Annotated in this window: 16 protein-coding genes; 14 read left to right on the forward strand and 2 right to left on the reverse strand. The window is 36.8% G+C overall.

The genetic code is table 11. From position 1 onward, the window contains the following. Positions 1 to 158 precede the first annotated feature (158 nt). Both QGM71_RS00075 and QGM71_RS00080 read left to right on the forward strand, forming a co-directional pair. On the forward strand, positions 159 to 1,226 hold the full coding sequence (locus QGM71_RS00075; protein WP_327605464.1) for a M42 family metallopeptidase: 1,068 nt from the start codon (positions 159 to 161) through the stop codon (positions 1,224 to 1,226). Between the two features lie 63 nt (positions 1,227 to 1,289). Next, positions 1,290 to 1,790 carry a DUF84 family protein gene (locus tag QGM71_RS00080; RefSeq protein WP_327605465.1) on the forward strand — a complete coding sequence of 167 codons (501 nt, stop codon included), beginning with the start codon at positions 1,290 to 1,292 and terminating at the stop codon, positions 1,788 to 1,790. A 57-nt stretch (positions 1,791 to 1,847) separates the two neighbouring features. Here the strand turns inward: QGM71_RS00080 and QGM71_RS00085 are convergent, their stop codons facing one another. Then, positions 1,848 to 2,288 (reverse strand): YtoQ family protein, encoded by a 441-nt coding sequence (locus QGM71_RS00085; RefSeq protein ID WP_327605466.1) that lies wholly within the window; start codon positions 2,286 to 2,288, stop codon positions 1,848 to 1,850. Between the two features lie 165 nt (positions 2,289 to 2,453). Here QGM71_RS00085 and QGM71_RS00090 point away from each other — a divergent pair, with 165 nt between their 5' ends. The 9 genes from QGM71_RS00090 to QGM71_RS00130 all read left to right on the forward strand — a co-directional run bounded on the left by QGM71_RS00090 (position 2,454) and on the right by QGM71_RS00130 (position 11,022). Beyond that, positions 2,454 to 2,981, forward strand: a complete 528-nt coding sequence (locus tag QGM71_RS00090) for a hypothetical protein (protein WP_327605467.1) — start codon at positions 2,454 to 2,456, stop codon at positions 2,979 to 2,981. Positions 2,982 to 3,108: 127 nt separating this feature from the next. Next, positions 3,109 to 3,426, forward strand: a complete 318-nt coding sequence (locus QGM71_RS00095; protein ID WP_327605468.1) for a thioredoxin family protein — start codon at positions 3,109 to 3,111, stop codon at positions 3,424 to 3,426. A 34-nt stretch (positions 3,427 to 3,460) separates the two neighbouring features. Next, positions 3,461 to 4,267, forward strand: coding sequence for a DUF1444 domain-containing protein (locus QGM71_RS00100; protein ID WP_327605469.1), 807 nt, complete (start codon positions 3,461 to 3,463; stop codon positions 4,265 to 4,267). 13 nt (positions 4,268 to 4,280) lie between these two features. After that, on the forward strand, positions 4,281 to 4,883 hold the full coding sequence (gene ytpR, locus QGM71_RS00105; RefSeq protein WP_327605470.1) for a YtpR family tRNA-binding protein: 603 nt from the start codon (positions 4,281 to 4,283) through the stop codon (positions 4,881 to 4,883). 185 nt (positions 4,884 to 5,068) lie between these two features. After that, positions 5,069 to 7,231, forward strand: a complete 2,163-nt coding sequence (locus QGM71_RS00110) for a DNA translocase FtsK (RefSeq protein WP_327605471.1) — start codon at positions 5,069 to 5,071, stop codon at positions 7,229 to 7,231. Positions 7,232 to 7,319: 88 nt separating this feature from the next. Continuing rightward, the gene (locus QGM71_RS00115; protein ID WP_327605472.1) at positions 7,320 to 8,435 is read left to right on the forward strand and encodes a nicotinate phosphoribosyltransferase; all 1,116 of its coding nucleotides are present in this window, start codon (positions 7,320 to 7,322) and stop codon (positions 8,433 to 8,435) included. Positions 8,436 to 8,582: 147 nt separating this feature from the next. Then, on the forward strand, positions 8,583 to 9,896 hold the full coding sequence (gene murC, locus QGM71_RS00120) for a UDP-N-acetylmuramate--L-alanine ligase (protein ID WP_327605473.1): 1,314 nt from the start codon (positions 8,583 to 8,585) through the stop codon (positions 9,894 to 9,896). 267 nt (positions 9,897 to 10,163) lie between these two features. Continuing rightward, on the forward strand, positions 10,164 to 10,568 hold the full coding sequence (locus QGM71_RS00125; RefSeq protein WP_327605474.1) for a DUF948 domain-containing protein: 405 nt from the start codon (positions 10,164 to 10,166) through the stop codon (positions 10,566 to 10,568). A gap of 28 nt (positions 10,569 to 10,596) precedes the next feature. Continuing rightward, positions 10,597 to 11,022: a YtxH domain-containing protein gene (locus QGM71_RS00130; RefSeq protein WP_327605475.1), complete on the forward strand. Its 426-nt coding sequence runs from the start codon at positions 10,597 to 10,599 to the stop codon at positions 11,020 to 11,022. A gap of 308 nt (positions 11,023 to 11,330) precedes the next feature. Here the strand turns inward: QGM71_RS00130 and QGM71_RS00135 are convergent, their stop codons facing one another. After that, complete coding sequence (locus QGM71_RS00135; RefSeq protein WP_327605476.1) at positions 11,331 to 13,463, reverse strand: cell division protein FtsA; 2,133 nt, start codon at positions 13,461 to 13,463, stop codon at positions 11,331 to 11,333. Between the two features lie 315 nt (positions 13,464 to 13,778). Here QGM71_RS00135 and ccpA point away from each other — a divergent pair, with 315 nt between their 5' ends. The 3 genes from ccpA to motS all read left to right on the forward strand — a co-directional run bounded on the left by ccpA (position 13,779) and on the right by motS (position 16,437). Further along, positions 13,779 to 14,777, forward strand: a complete 999-nt coding sequence (ccpA, locus tag QGM71_RS00140) for a catabolite control protein A (RefSeq protein ID WP_327605477.1) — start codon at positions 13,779 to 13,781, stop codon at positions 14,775 to 14,777. Positions 14,778 to 14,840: 63 nt separating this feature from the next. Beyond that, entirely contained in the window at positions 14,841 to 15,662 is an 822-nt protein-coding gene (gene motP, locus QGM71_RS00145) for a flagellar motor protein MotP (RefSeq protein ID WP_327605478.1), read from the forward strand. Next, positions 15,652 to 16,437: a flagellar motor protein MotS gene (motS, locus tag QGM71_RS00150; protein ID WP_327605479.1), complete on the forward strand. Its 786-nt coding sequence runs from the start codon at positions 15,652 to 15,654 to the stop codon at positions 16,435 to 16,437. Before motP ends, motS begins: the two co-directional genes overlap by 11 nt. Positions 16,438 to 16,457: the final 20 nt, after the last annotated feature.

Raw genomic sequence — 16,457 nt, forward strand, 5'->3', positions numbered from 1 at the left:
AGATACTTCTGATTAACATTTAGGTACTTCATATGATAGTATACCTTAAAAAAAATAAAATAGAAAATAATACAACGATATGATTGAATAGTGGAAAATGAGCGACACATTCCGTTATACTGGATACATTGCATAGAAGTAAAGATGGAGGTAATTGAATGAATCAGGATACACTTAATCTGTTTAAAAATTTAACTGAACTGCAGGGGGCTCCGGGTAACGAACATCTTGTACGCGGATTTATGAATGAAGAATTGAAAAAATACTCAGATGAGGTAATACAAGATAACCTTGGTGGAGTTTTTGGTGTTAAACGTGGCAAAGGACCTAAAGTAATGGTAGCAGGGCATATGGATGAAGTTGGGTTTATGGTTACCCGAATTACAAAAAATGGCATGATTCAATTTCAAACACTGGGAGGCTGGTGGAGCCAAGTACTGCTTGCACAACGAGTTCAAGTAATGACAAATAGTGGACCGGTTACTGGTGTAATAGGTTCTATCCCACCACATAATCTTACAGAAGAACAACGTAAAAAACCGATGGAAATTAAAAATATGCTGATCGATATAGGTGCAGATGATAGGCAAGATGCGGAGAAAATCGGTATTAAACCGGGTCAGTCAATTGTTCCTATCTGTCCATTTACTCCTATGGCCAACAAGAAGAAAATTCTTGCTAAAGCCTGGGATAATCGCTATGGATGTGGATTATCAATTGAATTACTAAAAGAGCTCCAAGAGGAGAGTCTTCCTAATCAATTATATTCAGGAGCTACAGTACAGGAGGAAGTTGGTTTACGTGGTGCACAGGTAGCAGCTAACATGATCGATCCAGATATTTTCTATGCACTTGATGCCTCCCCCGCAAACGATATGTCTGGTGATGAGAAAGAATTTGGCCAATTGGGCAAAGGAGCTCTTCTTCGTATTTTTGACCGTACGATGATTACGCACCGCGGGATGAGAGAATTCATTCTGGACACAGCAGAATCAAATAATATTCCTTATCAATATTTTATTTCTCAAGGAGGTACTGATGCAGGGAGAGTTCATATATCAAATGAAGGTGTACCTTCAGCAGTGATTGGTATCTGCTCGCGTTATATCCATACTTCGGCTTCTATGATTCATATCGATGACTATGCAGCTGCAAAAGAGCTTATTGTTAAGCTGGTAAAGGAAACTGATCAGAACACACTGGCACACATTCGTCAATCAAGTTAAATTTTGTACTAACTGCTGCTGGATAGTCAGTAGCAGTTGTTTTATGATGAGGAGAAATTAAAAATGAAAATTATAGTCGGTTCTAAAAACCCTACCAAGATAAAGGCAGTACAGGAAGTTTTTGCAAATGGCGTCATCTCTTCATTAGATGTAGAATCCCATGTTGCTGCACAGCCCTTTTCTGATGAAGAAACACGAAAAGGCGCTATTAATCGAGCTATTCAATGTGCAGAGTCCATTCGAAACGGGATGGGCATCGGACTGGAAGGTGGGGTTATGTATGTAGATAACCGATTATTTTTATGTAACTGGGGAGCGTTAGTTACACAAAATGGTACTATTTATACGGCAAGTGGCGCTAGAATACTGTTACCTGAAGAAATTAATCAACAATTAAAGAGCGGAATGGAACTTGGGGATGTAATGGATAGTTATTCCAAAAAGCATGATGTGCGAAAAAAAGAGGGTGCAATTGGAATCTTTACGAATGATTTGGTATCCAGGCAGGAAATGTTTACACATGTGGTAAGACTTTTAAGAGGGCAGTGGGAATACGGGAAATAGCCGAGTAGTAGTCAGTAGACGAAAAAATACAGTGGAAAGTACTCCCACTGTATCATGCTATTCAAAAATATAATTTAGAACATCTAATGCTTGATCGACCGTCTCCACAGTAACATTCGCTTTATTTGAAAGCTCTTTTAGCGGATGAACTAGACTTTCGGGTCTAACAATGATGGTTGGTTTATTCATCGTAATTGCAGCGCTTGCATCCATTGCTGTATTCCATTGCTTATATTTTTCACCAAACAGCGCTATTACGACATCCGATTTTTGCATTAATACTTGCGTTCTGAAATTATTCACACTTGATGCAGCATCATCTCTATAAACATCCCCAGGTTGTTTCCCTAAGATATCTTCGCCAACATCATCAGAGCGATCATGATTTGTCTGTGGTGCGACAAATGTTAAAGGAAGATTTTTTTCTTTAGCCTTATGGTTCACTTGTTCCCGCCAATCATCGTGGATTTGGCCAGCCAGATAAACAGTTAATTTCATGATTATACCTCCTAAGACAATAGCTTTCTATTACTATAATAAACAAAAAGCTAACTATTGCAAAAAAAACAAATCGTTTTGGATAAAGTTTTCATTTAATTTTAGTAGTTTTCGTAGTATTATTATGAGTGGAATAGATTATAGGACTCTAGTAGGAGGTTGAACTTGAAGAATTCAACTCGATTAGTGATAGGAATAATGTTAGTATTCATTGTTGTAGTAAGTAGTTGTGGGACTAAATCTGAAGAAGAAGCATTAATAGATGCAAAAAAAATGGCTGAAGATATATTCGTAAACAATGAACCAATTGAAACGAATTATGAACTGAATAATATGGCATTTTATCTTCCGGGGAGTGTAGAAGTAACCGATGAAGTTGATAGTAATATTATTTTAAGCGATAGTGATCGAACTTATATTGTATTTTATAATAAAATTGAAAATCCTTTAAGTAAATTAAACTACAGTACAGCACAAAGTCCGAACGCATTACTGTTGGAATCTTTCAGTAACGATAAAAAGTTTGGTTATATACGTATCCTGCCCGATGAAGAAAGAGAATATGAATTACAAGTAGGAGTAGGTGGCGTAAAAGTAACAACGTTTACTACTAAAATGAAAATGGATGATGATGCCAGAGAACTTATGAAGGTAGCCAGATCCATAGCAGTACAACAAAATGAATCACAATAAACGCAAAAATATAACAGAAGCTGGTCCATCTCAGGGTACAGCTTTTTCTTTTGGATTCATACCATAATTCTTGTTAATTGAAACTAAGTAAAAACAAAGCTATGATTAGAAGGGGAGTTGATATTAAATGATAAAACTGGAATCAGAAAAACACCTTAGTGAATTAATAAAAACTAAAGATAGTATTTTGTATTTTACAGCAGGATGGTGCCCGGATTGTGTTGTAATTGAACCAATTTTACCTCAAATAGAAGGGGAGTTCCCTGACTATACATTTATAAAGGTTGATCGGGATCAGTTTATTAATGTATGCCAGGAATATAATGTTTTTGGTATACCAAGCTTTATTGCGTTTAAAAACGGTAAAGAATCAGGTAGACTGGTGAGTAAGGAGCGGAAAACGGAAGAGGAAATTATGCAGTTCCTAAAAAAGTTACCAGAATAGTAAGTTCGGTTTAAACATGTCAGGAGGCAACATGATGAAGATGACTACGTTAAAATTAAAAAAAATCCTGGAAGATAGACTTGCGAATGACAACTATCGAACATCCTACAATAGAGATAAAGACACCTTCCGAGTGGAGTGGAAAGAATCAAAAAAAGGAATGTCAATAACTTTACCTAACGTAGTTGCAAAATATAATCAGCGTGGGGAAGAGGCTATTGATGAATTGGAAGAGCATATTACAGAGGCACTTCGAATAATGAATGAAGAACATCAATTAACTGGGATGGAAAAGTATATTTATCCAGTAATTCGTGCAACCTCTTTTCCCACTAAAACAAAGGCTGGAGAGAGCCTGGTCTGTAAGGATCATACTGCAGAAACGCGAATTTACTATGCGCTTGATTTGGGTAAATCTTATCGATTAATTGATCAGACCTTATTAAAAAATGAAGGTTGGACATTAGATAGAATAGATGAAATCGCAACCTTTAATGTTCGTTCTCTGGACGTTGATTACAAGCATGATCGTGTTGCAGATAATGATTTTTATTTTGTCGCTAAGCAAGACGGGTATGACGCAAGTCGAATTTTGAACGAAGCTTTTTTAGAAGAAATGAAAGCAAATGCAAAAGGTGAACTCGCTGTGGCGGTACCACATCAGGATGTTTTAATATTAGCTGACATTCAAAACAAAACAGGGTATGATATATTAGCACAAATGACTATGAAGTTTTTTGCTGATGGAAGAATTCCAATAACTTCACTTTCATTCATTTATGAAGACAAAATATTGGAGCCCATTTTTATACTTGCAAAAAATAAACCAGAAAAGGAATAGGAAGGTGAATGGGATGGATGTTTTTTATAATCCAATAGGTGTAGGAGACGTTTTAATTATTCCTGTTAAAGAAGGCAATCGATATGAATTAAAGCATACAACAGTTGCTGATATTACAAAAATTACAACTACAGATGGTTCCTTACTTGGTTATAATATTTTTAATGCCTCAACTCACTTTGATTTAAAGGAATCGGGGAAGATTACATTAACAGAAGAATTGCTAAGTCAGTTAAAAGCGCTGTTTAAACGAAGCAATTTAACTGATTCCCTTGATTTTGACTTAAGCCCTAAATTTGTTGTTGGGTATGTAAAAAGTAAAAGCCCTCATGAGAATGCCGATAAATTAAGTGTATGTCAAGTAGATGTAGGGGATGAAGTACTTCAAATTGTATGTGGTGCCCCGAATATTGATGCAGACCAAAAGGTTGTTGTAGCAAAGGTGGGTGCAACAATGCCAAGTGGATTAAGGATTAAACCGACAGAATTAAGAGGGGTCCCATCGAATGGTATGATATGCTCCCAAAAAGAGTTAGGATTACCAAATGCACCAAAAGAAAAGGGTATTTATGTTCTTGAAGATACATTTACTGTTGGTGAAGAGTTCTCGTTATAAGAAGCGAACAACCTACGTATTTTACATAGGTTGTTTTTCTTTTTATTACCTTAACTGAAGTTTTTATCTACAAAGAACGTAAAAAACTGTTAAAATAGGAAGTATATTAATTATTGACAAGGCATTTTACTTGCTGTCCAACTACAAACGAAACAGAAAGAAGAAATAGAAATGGGTGAATACAAGTGTGGGATCAATGGATTAAAAAGCTGAAAGCTCTTTTTACAGAGGAAGATAAGGAAGAACAGAAAAGGAACATCAACCAGGAAAACCAAAATTTACAGGCTAAAATGATGTACCAATATCCAGAGGATAAAACATTCCGTTTTCCTGTAATTCCTGATCAAAAAACAAAAGAGACGCCAGCCGATGTGCCTGCATTTCAGAGAAAGAGAAATAAAAGCTTGGAAGAGAACAGGACTCCTCACCAAACCAGAAAGAGAGAATATCCAAACTTGGAACGTGATAAAGTATATAAAAAAAATACAGAAATACCATTTCAGTTAACCGAGGTACCATCTCCTATTTACGGTTTTCAACAAAAGAGAAAGGAAAAAGAAGTTGAAAGTATACCTGCTTACAAGAGAAAGCAGGATAAAATAGGAGAACAGCATGAACCTGTAGATAAAGAAGAGCTGATTATCTCAAAAACAAAAGAGGCTGTTAATCAAAATGCTGATTCTTTAACTGAAGCAGCCAGTACAGTAGCAGAAGAGTTCAACCAGGAAATTAAAAATACGGATACTGAACAGGAATGGTTACATAAGAGAAACAAAAAAAACAAAAGTCCAGGCAGCAAGGATATCAAAAATAAAAAGAATTCAAATAAAAGTGTTTCACCTAAACAAGAACCTTATAATGTCATCATGACTCCAAGAGATAAGAAGAATTTATATGAAAAAGCGAAGCTAGCTGAGAAGAAGGCAGTAGTTAAAGAACAAACTAACTTAATACCGTATCATCTCTTGAATGATGCAGAGCAAAAAAGCAGTGAAGATAATAGATGGGTAATTAAGCAACAGAATTTACTAGAAGAAACACTTAGGCACTTTAACGTAAAAGCCAAAGTAGTGAAAGCTACCCAGGGACCATCTGTTACAAGATTTGAGGTTCAGCCCGAGTTAGGAGTTAAAGTGAGTAAAGTTAAAAATTTAAGTGATGATTTGAAACTGAATATGGCTGCTAAGGATATACGGATTGAAGCACCTATTCCAGGAAAGAATACAATTGGGATAGAAATACCTAATCCGAAGCCACAAATGGTTGGCTTACAAGGTATTTTTGAATCAGAGGAATTTAAAAATTGCACGTACCCATTACCAATTGCCCTAGGGTTAAGTATAGAAGGGTCACCATTAATTACATCTATCCAAAAAATGCCGCATGGTCTAATTGCTGGTGCTACAGGATCAGGAAAAAGTGTCTGTATAAATACGATCCTAATTAGCTTGTTATATAAGGCGACCCATGAGGATGTTAAATTTCTATTGATTGACCCCAAGATGGTGGAGTTGGCACCCTATAATGGCATACCACATTTAGTAGCTCCTGTTATTACTAATGTAAAAGCAGCTACAGTGGCTTTAAAATGGGCAGTTAATGAGATGGAAGAACGATATGAGAAATTTGTTTATGAGGGTGTACGTGACATTGAACGGTATAATCAAAAAGTAGTGAAACAGGACCGAATGGATGAAAAGATGCCTTTTATCGTTATTGTAATAGATGAATTGGCAGATCTGATGATGGTCTCACCACAGGATGTAGAGGATTCTATCAGCCGAATTGCTCAGAAAGCCAGAGCCTGTGGAATTCATCTTCTTTTAGCAACACAGAGACCATCAGTTGATGTTATTACCGGTCTGATCAAAGCAAATATTCCAACGCGAATTGCTTTTAGTGTATCGTCACAAATAGATTCCCGTACCATTCTTGATACTAGTGGTGCAGAGAAACTCTTAGGTAAAGGAGATATGCTATTTATTGAGAATGGTACGGGAAAGAGTATTCGATTACAAGGCCCGTTTGTTTCAGACGAAGAAATAGAGCGGGTAACAAGTTATGCAAGAAGTATTGCGGAACCGAATTACCTGTTCGAGCAGGAACAATTATTAGAACAGATTAATGTGGATGAGGACGAAGATATCCTTTTACATGAAGCTATTGAATTTGTTTTACAACAAAATAGCGCAAGTACTTCCTTATTACAAAGACAATTTAAAATAGGCTATAATAGAGCTGCACGCCTTGTTGATACACTTGAGAGGCGTGGCATCATCTCACAGCAAAATGGTAGTAAGCCCAGGGATGTGTTAGTATCTTCCGCACAAATAGAGGAAACACAGTAACTTACTTCAGAAGCTATTTTAGCCTTGTATAATGTATAATATTTATATATGATAATGGAAACAGATCAATTATGCTAAGGAGAAACCTATGAAGGAAATTGGACAAAAATTAACAGGAAAGATAGATCGTCTTACAAATAAAACGTTTAAATTCGATAAGCGGATTAAAGAAGGTTGGTTTTCAGCAGTATATTTTTTGAAAACGAAAGAGATTGCTGAAAAAAAATTGCCCTACAACTATATAACCATGCAATTTTTTCAAAAAGAAAATGCCGTGTTGTGTGGGACAGATGAAGCAATCTCTTTAGTCCATACTTTTGCTGAGAATCCAGAAACGCTGGAAATAAAATCATTGAAGGATGGCGACAAGATAACTCCTTTTGAATCTGTGCTAACCATTTCGGGAGCATACCAGCAATTTGGTTTTCTGGAAGGCATTATTGATGGGATTCTAGCAAGAAGAACATCGGTGGCTACAAATGTATACAATGTTGTAAAAGCAGCTAGAACTTCTGGGGAGCAAAAGCCCGTTATTTTTATGGGAGATCGTGATGATCATTATACCCAGCAAGCTGGCGATGGTTACTCTGCATTTATTGGTGGTTCAACAGCGCAGGCAACGCACGCAATGAATGAATGGTGGGGGAAAGAAGGCATGGGAACAATGCCTCACGCGCTAATTCAGATGTTTCGCGGCGATATAATAGCAGCATCCAAAGCATATCATGAGATGTACCCTGAAGATGAGCTTGTTGCGCTTGTGGATTACAATAATGACGTAATAACTGATTCTCTCAAAGTGGCCCGTGAGTTTGGGGATGATTTAAAAGGGGTACGTTTAGATACATCACGAACACTTGTTGATAAATATTTCTTAAGAAACCACCACTTGATGGGGACATTTGATCCTCGTGGAGTAAATCCAGAGCTCATTTTTGCTCTCAGGAAAGCATTGAATGAGGAAGGTTTCCAACATGTCAAAATAGTGGCCAGCGGTGGATTTACGGAAGGCCGTATTGCACACTTTGAGACGCTGGGGGTTCCAGTAGATATGTATGGCGTTGGTGGAAGTCTACTTAAGATTAACATCGGCTTTACAGGTGATAACGTGCTGTTAAATGGCACACCTGCAGCTAAAGAAGGACGTAGATATCGGCCAAATCCCCGTTTGGAAATGGTTAAGTACTATGGGAATACTGAATAAAGGCAGTTATTATTTAGTTTTCGGGAATACTAAAAAAATATTATATTATTTTTATTTCTAGAGAGGTTTTGTTATAATTATAAAATAGGTGTGAAATTTATCGTAAATTTCAATCCTTTTTTACGCACAATTTGGAGGTTCTTTTATATGACAACTTACCATTTTATTGGTATAAAGGGGACTGGAATGAGTGCTCTTGCACATATTCTTCATGATTCTGGTGAGAGTGTGCAAGGGTCAGATGTAGAAAAGCGCTTCTTCACACAAGAAGCACTAGAAGACAAAGGCATTCCTATATTCCCTTTTTCAGAACGTAACATCAAAGAAGATTACACAGTAATTGCAGGTAATGCATTTTCAGATGATCACTTGGAGATTAAAGAATCGAAAAGGCAAGGAGTTACTTATTATAGATATCATGAATTCCTTGGAGAGTGGTTAAAGCAATTTACTAGTATTGCGGTCACGGGAGCACATGGAAAAACATCTACTACCGGCCTTTTAGCGCACGTATTAAATGGCACGTTTCCAATTTCTTACTTAATTGGCGATGGTACTGGGACCGGTCATGTTGATAGTCAATACTTTGTATTCGAAGCATGTGAATACCGTCGACACTTTTTGCAATATGAACCTGATTATGCAATTATGACGAATATTGATTTTGACCACCCAGATTATTTCACGAGTATTGATGATGTTTTTGATGCATTTCAATCTATGGCTGATCGAGTGAAAAAAGGTATTATAGCATGCGGTGACGATGAGCAATTACAGCAAATACAAGCAAAGGTCCCAGTAGTTTATTATGGGTTTGCCGCATCTAACGACTTTCAAGCACAAAATGTGAAAGAAGTTGAAAATGGTACAGAGTTCGATGTATTTGTTAGAAACACTTACTATGATACGTTTATGATCCCAATGTTCGGTGATCATAATATTCTAAACGCACTGTCTGTTATTGCAATATGTCATTACGAGGGGATCGACGCGGAAGACATTAAGAAATTAAATTCATTTAAAGGTGTCAAACGCAGATTTACAGAGAAAATTGTTGATCAACAAGTATTAATTGATGATTATGCACACCACCCTATAGAGATTACAGCAACGATTGACTCGGCACGCAAAAAGTATCCAGATAAAGAAATTGTAGCAATTTTTCAACCACATACATTTACTAGAACAAAAATGTTTCTTCAGGAATTTGCAGACAGTCTAAGCCAGGCAGATCATGTGTATTTGTGTGATATATTTGGATCAGCAAGGGAAGATGCCGGGAAACTCACTATACAAGACCTCCAGGAATTGATTAAGGACAGCTCTATTTTAGACTTGTCCCATACTGATGTATTAACTACTTATAAAGATAGCGTATTGATTTTTATGGGAGCTGGAGATATCCAGAAATTCCAACAAGCCTATGAAAATAAAATACAGGGTAAAACGATAAATAACTAAAAAGAGTCTGATCTACAGGCTTTTTTTTATTAATTTTGAGAAAATAAAGGAAGATGCTACCTATTTGTCGAAGTAGTACTATAGTGATATTTTTTACTGTACATATGTCTTTATTAGATAATTATACGTTTAGGTATTACCAATAAGGGTATTATGAATAAAGGGATATTAATACTCTTAAGGGATTTACATTTGTATTTGTAAAAACACTTTGCTAATTAACGTCACACTACACATCATTTACAGAACAGAGGGAGTGATACTTCAGTGGAAATCATGTTATATATTGCTGCACTAATTGCAGCTGTATCTTTCGCGGTATTAGTTATTTATATGGCAATAACCCTAAAGGCTGCAAAACAAACATTAAATAATGTTGCAGGCACATTGGAGGGTCTTGAGGAACAAATGCAGGGCATAACAACTGAAACAACTCAATTATTAAATAAGACCAATAAATTAGCGGATGATATTAATCAAAAGTCCTCTAAATTAGATGGATTATTTGAAGGAGCAAGAGGAATAGGAGATACAGTAAAGGATTTCAATCATTCACTCAAGCAACTATCGTCCAGTATTTCTCGTACTGCTACACAAAACCCTGAGAAGGCTTCTCAAGCAGTGAAATGGGGAGCTGCGATGATGGATTTATGGAAAAGAAAAAATAAATAATTAGTAAACTATACGAGGAGGAATTTGAATGGGAGACAATAACATTAATAGTAAGGATTTTATCATTGGAACACTAATTGGCGGGATTGTGGGGGCCACTGTTGCTCTATTATTTGCGCCTAAGTCGGGAAGAGAATTAAGAGAAGATTTAAATGAAGGTGCAGTTCAGGTTAAGGATCGTGCTAATGAATGGAAAGACAATGCTCAGGTATCCGGATCCAATTGGAAAGATAAAGCTTATACAACCAGTTCTGAATTAAAAAGAAGAGCGATGGATTCAACTTCGCAGCTGACTAAAACTGCTTCGGAAAAAACGAAAGAGTTAACAAAGAACGTTCAAAATAAATTGCAGGAAAAAAGGAATAAAGAAGATGAAGCTCTAGAAGCAGCTGACCAGGTAGCGGATGCTATTGAAGAGGCAGCAGATAAACTGGAAGATACAAATAATAAATAATTATTATAGCTTTAAAAGGCTGCTTCAGTTTTGAACTAAAACTGAAGCAGCCTTTTTTGAGAAATAGAAAAGTATAAAATTTTGGCTGCAATTAATTCTTACACTTAAACAGCCACGTCCGGCTTCGACGGACAAATGTTTTCGGTGGGACGAGAAGTGCGGAGTCCCAGGACGTCCTAGTGCCGATGAAGCCACAGGATAAGGAAAGCATCTGTGAGATACATCGCACGCAGGAAAAGTGCTTTTCTTTTTCAAGGCCGTGGTGTTTTCATCGGCCAGCGCCCAGTTACATGAACTGAATGATTTAGTTAATCCCAGTCAAGACGTAACTGATCGCCATCATGCAATACATCATCAAAAGTGGTGGATTGGTCGTTCTTACTTAACTTAAACTTTCCACTGGCACTTGTCCGATCTATATCAACGTATCGAAACACATCTTGAAAAATAAATGGGTCGTGATTCTTTTCTTTAATTTCTATGAAATCATCAGGTTTTAGCAAACTATCCGGATTTAATTCTGTGTTTTCTCTAGTAATCAGTAGCCTCTGTTGTTTCATTGTGATAGGCTCCCCATTAAAGGTAACTTCAATTCTGTTCCAATAATTATTATCCAACTGATTTAAAAGATCGACAACTCGGGGCTCTTTTGCAGCTGAAATGTATAATCGGTCATTTGGTTTTAATAGATAATCCAGCTTTACTTTATTATCATTTACTATTATTTTTGCTTCTCCAATCAAAATAGTAGTTTTTTTATTATTGATAAACAGACTGAAATCTTTTGTGTTTCCTATTTGATCTGTACCTATTTTTGTTATAAAGTCTCCTACTGTTCTAATTTGATTAAGTACAATATTGTCTTTATCCTGGACGGTGTATTCCTTCGATTTTAATTGATTATTTACATAGAAATCTGTTGTTAACTTATATTTACTCTCATTATAGTAAATGGATAAAGAAGGTAATTCCTCGATTAGTTCGTTTAATGAGACACGAGGCTCTCTACCATCTTTTCCTTTATCAATGGTCACTGTATCCCCGTTCTGTATGTGACTATCAACCGTTACTCTTTCATTATTTAAATAGATTGCTGGAGGAGTGCCATACTCTCCAGGTAGAGTAATAGCTTTACCATTGATTGATACAATGGAAGCGATCCCAGGCCTTCCGTAATGCATGTTGATATCTATCCCTGCTTGCACAAGGCAATCCCCTACTGTTAACTGTTTCATCTCAAACATGCGAATGGTTCTTTCGTTCACAACAATAGTAATATAATGAACTGGATTTTGTTTAGCTGCAATTGCAATGCCTATCGGAGTTACAAAATCAGGACCACTTGGGAGCTTTTCGTTTTTATTCAGTTCTTGAATAGCATCAATCCCTCTCACTGCTACCCGGTTAGCAGGCAATTGTAATTTGCTGGCAATAGCAGAGGTGATGTCAGGTGTGAGGCTGCCACCACCAACGAGCATTACGGCTTTAGGGGGTTTTGAATTTAACTGTATTATTTCCTCAGCAATAGAAGCAGCAAGCTCTTCTACTTTACTTGAAACATCGGTGATTAAGGTTTCGTAGGTAATGGAGGATTCAAACCCCAGTATATCCTTGATTACCGCAGAACCGTTAGTAACAATATTTCTTTTCATTTGCTCAGCCATTGGGAAATCGAGTAAATAGCTATCACTTATCGCTTCAGTTATCGCGTCACCTGCTTTAGGAACCATACCATAAGCAGCTACAGTACCTTTATCGGTGATAGCTATATCACTAGTTCCGGCACCTATATCCACAAGCGCTACGTTTAACCGCCGCATCGATTCCGGTATTAGAACATGAATTGCAGCAATTGGTTCCAATGTGAGTGCTTCCATTTCCAAATCTGCTCTAGTAAGGGAAGCCAATAGGGACTCAACGACTATTTTAGGTAGGAAAGTTGCGATAATTTCTACACTGGCTACTTCTCCGCTTTGATCGATGAGTGATCCTATCTGATCTTGATCAATTTTATAGTGCAAAACAGAATAACCCACGCAATAATAGTTTGTATAGTCATAAGAATTTTCTAATTGAGCTAGTTTTAGCTGTGCAGCTTGGACTGCACTTAATTCTAAATGTTTTATTGTATCTCCATTGGTTATTGGTTGTTGGTTCAGTGAAATTTCTGCTTGGGCCTGTGTCGTTTTTAACGCTCTGCCAGCAGCGGCTACACAAACCCTCTTCAGCTTTCTCTCACTTCGCTGTTCTAATATTTCTTTTACTTCTCCTATAACATCAGAAACTGCAATAACATTATGAATTTGCCCGTCTCTCATCGATCTTTCTTTATGTTCAATTGTATGATAATCAAGAACTTCAAATTTATCGTTCAGTTTCTCCATTAGAATGCCGGTCACAGAGCGAGTACCAATGTCCAAAGCAAATACTTGATTTCCCATAGTAAATTAGTCCTTTCAGAATAAATCTCTTCTCTAGTATAAGCTTTTTAATGACAAAGAAAAAATAATTAGCTATAATTGTCTCTAATTATTATAAAGTGTTCAGATAAGAGGCTGTAGAAAACGAAAATTTATGCTCGATTACTCCTTCAATTTTTTGTAATTTCTTTCAGAGTGGAGTATGATTAAGAAAATAGAAGGGCATTTTTCAATTTGGCCTGGTAAACGGACAGATAGAGGTTCATAGCATGTTAAAATGTTAAGTGAAGGAATTTACTAAATGAAGATTCACCCTATACTAGGAGGAAGAATAGCATGAATAATATTACAATATATGATGTAGCAAGAGAAGCAAATGTTTCAATGGCAACCGTTTCACGTGTTGTTAATGGAAATCCAAATGTCAAACCAACAACTCGCAAAAAGGTATTAGCAACTATTGAAAGGCTGGGTTATCGTCCAAACGCTGTAGCCAGGGGATTAGCCAGTAAAAAAACAACAACTGTTGGAGCAATAATTCCCGACATTTCCAGTATCTTTTTTGCCGAATTAGCAAGAGGCATAGAAGATATTGCCACTATGTATAAGTACAATATTATATTAAGTAATTCAGATCAAAATAAAGATAAGGAACTGCAATTGATCAATACATTGTTAGAAAAGCAAGTGGACGGCATCTTATTTATGGGTGGAGATATTTCTGAGGATCATGTAAACCAATTCAAAAGCTCTTCGGTACCTGTTGTACTGGCTGCAACATATGATGAAAGCGATGTAATTCCTTCTGTTAATATTGATTATGAGGCAGCAGCTTATGAAGCAACAAGCTTTCTAATCAACAAAGGTAACGCACATCCTGCTTTTATTTCAGGACAAGTGGATACGCACATAAATCTCCTTAAATATAATGGCTATACTCGTGCTTTAAAAGATGCGTCAAAATCTGTTGATGACAAGTTAATCATTAAAGGCGATTATTCCTATGATTCTGGAATAGAAGCTATTAATCATCTTCTAGAACTCGATGAACGACCAACAGCCGTGTTTGTTGCTTCGGATGAGATGGCTTTGGGTGTTATCCATGGAGCACAGGATAAAGGTTATAAGGTCCCGGAAGATATTGAAGTTTTTGGTTTTGATAATACAAGACTGGCTACCATGGTTCGCCCAACACTATCTACAATTGTACAACCGATGTATGATATAGGGGCTGTTGCCATGCGTTTACTAACCAAGTATATGAACAAAGAAGAAGTAGCAGACAATAAAGTGGTTTTACCTCACCGAATTGAAGAAAGACACTCAACAAAATAAAAAAAATGCCGATATAAATAGTAGTAAGAGCTCGAGTATTCAACTAGGTTGGGGAGAGAGACTATGAGGAAAAGAGATTTATTAACTCCTATCGGCATTACGTTAGGTTTTATTATGATTATGCTTGCTATAATAGCTAAGGGTGGGAGTAGTGGAGCTTCATCCTTCTTGGATATTTCGTCCATTTTTATTGTCATCGGTGGATTAGTTGCTTCGATGCTAATTAATTTTAAAATGGAGCAAATTAAGTTAACCAATAAAATAATAGGTGAGGCTTTTCATAAAAATGACCAACGTTTACCAGAACTTATTGGGTTATTTATTCGCTTATCCGAACGAGCCAGGAGAGAAGGGATTCTTGCACTGGAAAATGAATTAGAAGAGGTGGAGGATACTTTTATCCGTAAAGGCATCCTTCTAGCAGTAGATGGTATAGAACCGGAAGTTATTAATGATATTATGAATGCAGAAATTACAGCCGTGGAAGACCGGCATTATAAAGGAAGAACCTTAATAGAGAAAGCAGGGGAGTATGCTCCTGCCTGGGGAATGATTGGAACACTGGTAGGTTTGGTACTTATGCTTAATAACCTGCAGGATCCGGCAACTTTAGGCCCGAGCATGGCTGTAGCCTTGCTAACTACGTTATATGGGACAGTTCTGGCAAACCTAGTGTTCGTCCCAATGGCAAATAAGCTGGAAAGTAAGTCAGAGGAAGAGATATTTATAAAGCAAATAATTATAGAAGGCGTCATAGGCGTACAATCAGGTCAGAACCCAAGAATATTAGAAGAGAAGTTAGGTGCATTTCTCCCCAAAGAGACAAAAAAGAAACAACAGGAAGCGGAACAGGGCTTCGTGGAGGAGAGCATGAATGAAGCGTAGAGTAATAAAGAGAAGAAAAAACAATGGTGCTCCTAAATGGATGGTTACATATTCAGATATGGTAACACTGATCTTAGTCTTTTTTATTTTGTTATTTTCTATGTCACAAATAGATTTAGTTAAATTTGAAGCAATCTCTGAATCTTTCCAAAATCGCATGATATTTGATTTTTATCCATCTCCAGTACCAATGGAGAATCCAACAGAGAATACAAGTAATATGGAAAGCGGGAAAAACTCAAACGAATTTGAGAATCCCAGCCAAAAAAGAAACACTACCGTTCGTGATAGTGAAACTAGTCAGCAGGAGCAATCGTTAACTAGCTTAATACAGGATGTTGAAGGGTATTTAAATGAAAATGAATTAAACAATGTAATATCTGCAAATAGAACCGAACGGGGTGTAGTGCTGGTCCTACAGGAAAGCATACTTTTCAACTCAGGTGATGCTGAGATACTTGATATGGGAAAACCATTTTTAAGTAAAATCGGCACATTAATGAATGAACTACCTAATGATGTTAAAGTGGAGGGACATACAGACAGTCGTCCGATATCCAATTACCGCTATCCTTCGAACTGGGAACTTTCCAGTGCAAGAGCTAGTAGTGTAATCAGGTATTTAATTATTGAAGAGGAATTTGATGAGTCTCGTTTTTCATCAGTTGGCTATGCTGACACCAGGCCGATTGTTCCAAATAACTCACCTGCAAATTGGAGTAAAAACAGGCGAGTAGAAATTGTTATTTTAGAGAGTGAGGAGGGAGATGACTAATAAGCCATCTCCTTTAGTAT

The sequence above is a fragment of the Virgibacillus tibetensis genome (assembly GCF_036026595.1).
Lineage (GTDB): Bacteria > Bacillota > Bacilli > Bacillales > Amphibacillaceae > Virgibacillus_P > Virgibacillus_P tibetensis.